8 protein-coding genes are annotated in these 7,516 nt (G+C 59.6%); 2 read left to right on the top strand and 6 right to left on the bottom strand.

What is annotated here, in order from left to right:
* Positions 1-161 precede the first annotated feature (161 nt).
* The 3 genes from NKI25_RS30445 to NKI25_RS30435 all read right to left on the bottom strand — a co-directional run bounded on the left by NKI25_RS30445 (position 162) and on the right by NKI25_RS30435 (position 2,821).
* A complete protein-coding gene (locus NKI25_RS30445) occupies positions 162-1,001 on the bottom strand; it encodes a class I SAM-dependent methyltransferase (RefSeq protein WP_352843961.1) in 840 nt (279 codons plus the stop codon).
* Positions 1,002-1,264: 263 nt separating this feature from the next.
* On the bottom strand, positions 1,265-1,576 hold the full coding sequence (locus NKI25_RS30440; protein ID WP_352843962.1) for an AAA family ATPase: 312 nt from the start codon (positions 1,574-1,576) through the stop codon (positions 1,265-1,267).
* A 357-nt stretch (positions 1,577-1,933) separates the two neighbouring features.
* Entirely contained in the window at positions 1,934-2,821 is an 888-nt protein-coding gene (locus tag NKI25_RS30435) for a LysR family transcriptional regulator (RefSeq protein WP_353000204.1), read from the bottom strand.
* Positions 2,822-3,184: 363 nt separating this feature from the next.
* Between NKI25_RS30435 and NKI25_RS30430 the strand changes: the two genes are divergently transcribed.
* Together NKI25_RS30430 and NKI25_RS30425 are read left to right on the top strand one after the other, a co-directional pair.
* Positions 3,185-4,144 (top strand): GHMP family kinase ATP-binding protein, encoded by a 960-nt coding sequence (locus NKI25_RS30430; RefSeq protein ID WP_352708153.1) that lies wholly within the window; start codon positions 3,185-3,187, stop codon positions 4,142-4,144.
* Entirely contained in the window at positions 4,141-5,187 is a 1,047-nt protein-coding gene (locus NKI25_RS30425) for a cysteine synthase family protein (RefSeq protein ID WP_352595463.1), read from the top strand. Before NKI25_RS30430 ends, NKI25_RS30425 begins: the two co-directional genes overlap by 4 nt.
* A gap of 43 nt (positions 5,188-5,230) precedes the next feature.
* Here the strand turns inward: NKI25_RS30425 and NKI25_RS30420 are convergent, their stop codons facing one another.
* The 3 genes from NKI25_RS30420 to NKI25_RS30410 form a co-directional block, all read right to left on the bottom strand.
* Entirely contained in the window at positions 5,231-5,962 is a 732-nt protein-coding gene (locus NKI25_RS30420) for an amino acid ABC transporter ATP-binding protein (RefSeq protein ID WP_352595461.1), read from the bottom strand.
* Positions 5,959-6,615 (bottom strand): amino acid ABC transporter permease, encoded by a 657-nt coding sequence (locus NKI25_RS30415; protein ID WP_352595458.1) that lies wholly within the window; start codon positions 6,613-6,615, stop codon positions 5,959-5,961. Before NKI25_RS30415 ends, NKI25_RS30420 begins: the two co-directional genes overlap by 4 nt.
* Before the next feature lie 107 nt (positions 6,616-6,722).
* The gene (locus NKI25_RS30410; protein ID WP_352595456.1) at positions 6,723-7,469 is read right to left on the bottom strand and encodes an ABC transporter substrate-binding protein; all 747 of its coding nucleotides are present in this window, start codon (positions 7,467-7,469) and stop codon (positions 6,723-6,725) included.
* Positions 7,470-7,516: the final 47 nt, after the last annotated feature.

The raw sequence follows: 7,516 nt of genomic DNA, 5'->3' as shown, positions 1-7,516 counted from the left end.
AACCGAAATCTCCACCCCGCGGGTTCCTTCCCTGGAGGCTTCCGGACGCCGGCCTCGAGCCACGCCATCTCAGTAGACGGCCGGCATCCGAAACCCATCACAACAGCGGACATGCGCCTTAGTCTTTCGTGAGAGGCAGCCGCCCAGTGTCATGACTAGCTCTAGGGGTGCGACCAGGCGCCTACTTCCGAACGGCTCACGATGACGCTACCCGCCTCAATTTCGCGCTGCATCCGCTGTCCCAAAGTTTCAATATCGACCTCAGCGGCCGTCGCAACGCCCCGGCTCTGGATTTCCGGCAGCATCGTGACAATGAGTTCGGCGGTCTGGTGTGACCAGTCGAAGCCGCCATTGGTTCCCCCAACAACCGCCTCCATACGCATTGAGGGCGCGGTCAATCCAGCCGCGCGGAATGCCGCATCGAGCTTGATACCCATATTGGTCTCGATACCGCTGCGCCGGAACGTCTCGACGATCCATCGACAGCATTGGTCGTAGGTCGGCGCCGGCGGGCTGGATCGACAGCCGTCCCAATCCGGCTCATGGAAGACGATGGTCCCTCCAGGCCGGAGATGACGAGCGACGCCACGCAGCATGGCCACAGGATCGGCTTGAAACATCAAAATGTAGCGGCCGATCACGGCGTCGAACGGTCGGTCGAACGAGAGTGCCGCGGGATCGCCTTCACGGAAGCTGACGTTCTGGATCGGATGCGCCGCCGCACGCCGCTCCGCCGCCGCCAAGGCCGCTGGAGCCCGATCTGCGCCGATGACCTGACCTTCGCTGCCAACCATCTCGGAAACCAGGAATGTAACATCACCCGCGCCACAGCCCACGTCGAGCACGCGCATCCCGGGGCTCATGCCCGCAGAGAGCAAGATTCTTCGCGTGATCGGGTTAATGATGTCCGCCTGATGGCTGAGACGCCTGATCTCGCGATCGGAATGGACGAGAATATACGGGACGTGAACGTCGGCACCAGCGCCACCGGCGACTTCCATGGCCTGCCTCCCCTCATACGACTGTTCCCCAAATGGGGCATCGTGCTGGTCGACGATTATGCGCCGATGCGGCAGCCAGTCAACGAGACTCGCTGTCCACCTCAGCGCGAATGTCGCTTCAGGGTCACGACCCCCGGTTCCGCTAAAGGTCAGCTTTCGGGCCGCCAAATCGCCCCGGGAAGGATCGGTTCGGGTCATCGGCGTGAATTCGCCCTCGACGAACGAACTTCCGCTCGGGGTCGACTCAAGCCGTAGCGCGAAGGTCAGGTTTGGAGAAGCGCCGGGAATGGCAGCTCCTGGCGCTCCTTGCCCGTTCGGGTGGACAAAACAAACAGCCGCTGTCCACCTCTGAGCGGCAGTTTAGTTGGGTGCCAAGCGTTAGAGTTTGGCAGGAAGCGGCCGGCTTTGCGACCGCCACGCCGACCTCGGTCGATCAGCCCGCGCAGTTTCTGGAACAGGTTCGGTAGCCGGTGGACCTCGTCGAGGATAACCAGCTTGTCCTGATGCTCGGCCAAATAAAGCTCCGGCTCGGCAAGCCGTGCGCGGTCGGCGTCCGACTCGAGGTCAAGGTAGATCGAAGGACGCCGTTCGGCTATTTCCGGCGCCAGGGTTGTCTGCCGACCTGAAGCGGCCCGAGCAGCGCAACAGCGGGCATGCTGTCCAGCGTCTCGGTGAGTTCTATGCTGATGCGGAGTCCGATTATCCTTGCAATTATGGAGTATAGTTCCAGTTTTGCAAGGAAAGCGGCAGCCCAGCCGTGCAAGACGCGCAGAGGCAAGGGCGTTAAAAGCGCCGACGCCTTAGTTGTGAGATTGGCCCGGAACCGATCCCGCCGATGCTGACCCGGTTCATCACAATAAACAGAGCATTCGCCAAGGCACGACGGACTCTGAAACCGGGTTGATTGTCCGGCCAGGACGGTCGGATAACTGTCAGGACGAATACCGATCGCGCAGGAACGCGACGAGGATCGGTAAGGCAGGATTGGCGTTGTCGGATCGCCAACGGGCTAAACTGGAGATCTGAATTGGTTCGCCCCCGATCCGCAGCTTACGACAGATCGCATCTTTAAGAACCCTGTCGGTATCTCGGTCGTGGATCAGAGCGACTACAGAGCCCGTTTCCGACGAGGCGCAAAAGATGCCTGCACTGACGTGATGTTCGAGGATTGGAGGACGCTGCACGCTGCGTCCAACAGCGTCGGCGAGCAGAAATGCTTCGCCCCTGCGTACCAGCAGCGTTTCCTGGTGCAACTCGTGCCACTCGATCACGGAACGGCTGGCGAGAGAATGATTTGAAGCAAGAACGACAGCCAGAGTGTCTTTCCACAGCGTCAATTCGAACGCGCCGCCGGTAAACCGGGAGGAGGAGGTCACGACCACGTCGACCTGGGTGGCACCCAGAGCAGCCTCAGGCGAAGGGTAAGGACTCTCTGTCAAGCTGACGGTCACATTGGGATGAGATTGCCCGAACTCGATGATTGCATCCAAGGCCCGCCCGGCGCGGATGATCCCGTTGGAACCGATGGAAAGCTTTTGTTGGTCATCTCTGGTGCCGGACCTGGCCAGAGTGAGCGTGTTGTCGAGCTCGAGCAGCACGGAGCGCAGACGCTCCAGGAAGCGCTCGCCGGCCGGGGTTGGGCCGACGCCGCGGGCATGGCGATGAAATATCCTCGTACCCACCGCGTATTCCAGATCGCGGATGCGCCTGCTGAGCGCGGAGTGATCGATCCCTGTGCGTCGCGAGGCGCGAAGGAAGCTGCCCTCCTCCGCGACCACAAGTGCATAATTGAGGGTCGCAAGTTGGATGGAGCTCCGCATCTCTGCTCAAAGTCAAGTTGGCGACAAAACGCGTTTGAGCGCTTTTGGCCGCTGCGGGCTATCGCCAAATCTCACTATTGACACAGGGTGAGCAGTCCAACCCTCCTTACAAGAACAATAATGAAGACACGTGCATGGCGCGCTCGTTTTGGACGGTTGTCCGCATGGCCAACCGCGCTCGGTGAGTGCTGCTGTGTCTAGTCCATTATTGGGCGCCCCAATTGGTGGGGTCGATCTTGCCCGTATCTTTGCATGATGCGCTTGCCTTGCCACTACCAAGATTTGGCGAGTGACAGCATGGATCAGTCATAAGCATCATCTGTCAATTCCAGGTGAGGAGATGACGTGGTGACAAAGACGGGGATGACGAGATCTGGCCATCGGACAAGCTCGGACAACAACGAGGCTATCAGGCTGCCTCTGGCGGTAGGAGTCGGACGAGCGCACGCCCATCATGGGGAATTCCTCCAAGGCGTCTTTGAAGGGGAAAACGGAAGGCTTTGTCGCGGACTCGTAACCCTGCCGCTCACGTCGCAAGAGTCGCTAGCGACTTTCTGGCCGCATGAACAAACTGGGATTCGACCGCGGCCTGCAAACCGGACCAAAGCGGCTCGCGCGGCGGCCCTCACGCTCGCGCATATCGGAATAGCTGAAGGAGGTGGAGAACTTACGATCGAAAGCCCTATTATGATAGGGCATGGCTACGGTTCCTCGACCGCAGACGTCATTGCTGCGATTCGTGCGGTGGCAGCTGCAGCGGGCCTCACGCTGCGCCAGTCCACGATTGCGCGACTGGCGGTGGCCGCGGAAGGCGCAAGCGATGCCATTGCCTACGGCGACCAACCCCTTCTCTTCGCCCACCGGGAAGGCCGTACGATCGAACACTTCGGTGGCGAATTTCCGCCCCTTCTCTTGGTAGGTTTCAGGGACGGCAGTGCCCGGCCGATCGATACGCTAACCATGCCGCGGGCACGCTACGATGGTGAGGAAATCGGGCTGTTCCGTGTTCTGCGGGGACTGGCGAACCGCTCCATCCGGCAACAAGATCCCCGCCTGCTTGGACGTGTCGCAACCATCAGCGCCAGTATCAGTCAGAGGCATCTGCCGAAGGCATCCTTCAATACCGTTTTGGATATAGCACGGGCGCATGACGCGTGCGGTGTGCAGGTGGCGCATAGCGGAACATTGATCGGCATCCTTCTGGACGCGGCTGCGCCCAGGGCGGCCATGCGCGCTGCTGAGCTGGCAAGGCAGGTGAGCGGCGCAGGCCTCCAAGGCGTCCATACGTTTGCCCTTAATGCCGAAACGGGGCCAATCCAGTGAGCGCGGCGCAAGACTATTTACGCGCCTATGAAACGCCGCGTTTTGCCCAACTCGCACCTAACCTCAACGCCGCCTGCTTTTCCCTCATGAAGCTGATCCCCGCCCGGTTCATGGTCGATCAGGCGGAAGCATCAGGACGCCTCAGGCAGGAAGGTCACATCATCGAAACGACGTCGGGCACATTCGGCCTAGCCATCGCAATGCTAGCTGCGGTTCGTGGCTACGCGCTTACACTTGTCACCGCCTCCAGCCTCATCGACCTGAAACTCAGGCGGCGACTGGAACAACTTGGTGCCAAAGTCATGGCCATCGACGATCCTCAAGGAGACGGCAATCAGCGCGGTCGGCTCCAGTATCTTCAGCAGACCCTGCAAGATAGCCCGGGCACGTATTGGCCTCGACAATACGACAGTCCGGAAAACCGCCTTGCCTACGCGCGCCTGGCCGACCTCGTTGTCCGATCATTCGGCCGTATCGATTGCCTCGTCGGCTGCGTGGGCACTGGGGGATCGCTTTGTGGAACCGGAGGCTTCCTTCGTGAGCTCTTTCCTGATCTCAGGATGATTGCTGTCGATACCCACAGAAGCATGCTCTTTGGCCAGCCTGTCGGACGTCGCATGCTGCGCGGGCTCGGCAACAGTGTTTTGCCGGAAAATGTTCGTCATGAGATGATCGACGATATTCATTGGGTGGGCGCATTGCCGGCTTACGCAATGGCGCATGGACTGTTTCGTGATCACGGGCTGTTCATGGGGCCGACCAGCGGCGCCGCAGCCTTGGTCGGCGCCTGGTTCGCCAGGCAAAATCCGGAAGCCTCCACCGTCGTGATAATGCCAGATGAAGGGCATCGTCATTCCGATACAGTCTACAACTCCGACTGGCTCGCCGGTTTGAAGGATTGGCCAATCTCAATTCCTCTTGAACCAACTGTTCTCACGCAAATTCGTCCGGCCGAAGAGACGGCGTGGACGAGATTCCCTTGGAACCGCAGAACTTTAAACGCCGTCCTCGCAGAGATGGATGGCTGGTTCCCTACGCAGTGACAGTTCCGAATTCAGGCAAGGCGACAAACCACATCGACCAGGGTCAGACAGGGTGCATGACCCGGTGAAGAAAATCCCTAGTGCGTTCGTGTTTGGGATATCGAAGGAGCTCCTTAGCCGGGCCTTGCTCAACGATCCGGCCGCCGTCGAGAAAGAGGACGCTATCGGAAACCTCTCGCGCGAACTGAATTTCGTGCGTAACCACGAGCATGGTCATGTTCTCGTCTGCGAGCGCGCGCATGACCTGCAGGACCTCGCCGACCGTTTCCGGGTCAAGTGCGGAGGTGGGTTCGTCGAAAAGAATGGCCTGTGGGCGCATCGCCAGGGCGCGGGCGATGGCCACGCGCTGCTGTTGGCCGCCCGACAATGAGGCGGGATAGGCATTCGTCTTGTCGGCTAAGCCGACGCGATTGAGCAATGCCATGGCCCGCTCGCGGACCTGGTTCCTATTTTCCTTCAGCACGTAGAGCGGCCCTTCCATGACGTTTTCCAGGGCGGTGCGGTGCGGAAACAGGTTGAAGCGTTGGAAAACCATGGAAACGCGGCTGCAGATGGCGTGAACCTGGGGCGAGGCGGCATCCACCACCGTCCCGTCGATGCTGATGCGACCGCGCTGATAGGTTTCAAGCCCGTTCACACATCGTAGAAGCGTCGATTTGCCGGAACCCGAGGGCCCGATCAGACATACGACCTGTCCCTTGGCGATCTCGGCGTTGATTCCCTTGAGGACTTCATGGGCGCCGAAGGACTTGTGCACGTCGTCGAAAGTGATCATCCCGCCGCCCCAAGATAGCTCTCGACTCTGTGCATAAACAGGTTCAGCGGAACCGTCAGGCACAGGTAAAGCAGTGCCACCAAGGTAAAAACTGTCATGTTGTCGAATGTGGACGACGCAAGCATCTTACCCTGCATGGTCAACTCCTGAACCGAAATCACCGATACAAGCGAGGAATCCTTCAGCAGCATGATCATGTTGTTGGCGTAAGGCGGCAGGATAATCTTGATTGCCTGCGGCAGCACGACGCGGCGCATCATCAACGGACGCTCCATCCCGATCGATTTTGCCGCTTCGACCTGACCCTTGTCGACCGCCTCGATGCCCGCGCGGAAGGTTTCCCCGAGATAGCAGGAGTGAGCCAGGCCCAGCCCGATCGTGCCGGCCTGGAGCGCAGTCAGGTTGATGCCGATCTCGGGCGCGACAAAGTAGATATAAAAGAGAACCACCAGCAGTGGTATGCCGCGCACGAAGTCGACAAGGAGCCGCGTCGGCACGCTGACACAGCGTATCCCCGATGTCCTGAACAGCGCCAAGACAAGGCCGAGCGCCGTCGCAAGACACAGCGCAAGAAAGGTTATCACGACGGTCAGCCAAACGCCTTGAAGAAGAAGCGGTAGATATTCCGTTGCGTGGGCGATGAAATTGGTCATGGCCGGCTTCCTCTTGGCACGTTCCCCGGCTCTCACAGCCGGTCATTGCGATGCGATCCTATGGTCCTGCCAGCCGACGCTTGTTTCGAGCTCAATGCGGGATGGCTTCAGAGGCCATATTTGGCGAATATTCGGCTTAATTCGCCGCTTTCCTTCAGCTTGGTGATTGAGGCATTCACCTTTTCGAGAAGCAGCGGATTTTCCTTGGCGACCGCTAACGCGACTTCGCCTTGCTTCATCGGCCGATAGCCGTCGACGAGGCGAACTCCCAGTTCGGGGTTCTTTGAAAGCTGATATGCGACGATCGGGGCGTCACCAAAGCCGGCCTTGATGCGGCCCAGGACCACATCGCGCATCATGTCAGCGATTGAGTCGTAGAGCTTGACTTGACCGAAGACGCCAAGCGCTTCCAGGGCGTCGGCGTAGGTCGAGCCGATCTGCGCCCCCACGGTCTCACCTCTCAGCTCTTCGATCGTGTAGTTCTTGCTGTCGCTGGCAGCAACAAACATCGCCTCGCCATAGGCGTAAACCGGCGTGCTGAAATCGATCACCTGCTTGCGCTTGTCTGTTATGAACATGCTGGCGGAAATCAGATTGATCTTGTCGGTCGTCAATGCCGGGATCAGGGCTGGAAAAGCGTTTACCTGGAAGTCGGCGGTCGTACCAAGGTTCGCGGCAATCGCACTTGCCAGATCGACCATCGCGCCAGTCGGCTTTCGGGTTGCCGTGTCGATAAACGTGAACGGCACCCCGGTTGGCGTGACGCCGACCCTGAGGGTTTCCTCAGCCATCGCCTGAGTTGCCGTCGCGACGCCGAGGGCTGCGAGCCAGCCGATGAGTGTTTTGCGAAGCATGAAAATTCCCCTTTCATCATGTTTGAATCGAGATTCCGCTCGCTAAG

This window comes from Mesorhizobium sp. M0808, assembly GCF_040320025.1.
Taxonomy (GTDB): domain Bacteria; phylum Pseudomonadota; class Alphaproteobacteria; order Rhizobiales; family Rhizobiaceae; genus Mesorhizobium.
The sequence above is the reverse complement of the archived record's forward strand: the minus strand, read 5'-3'. Positions and strand labels throughout refer to the sequence as shown.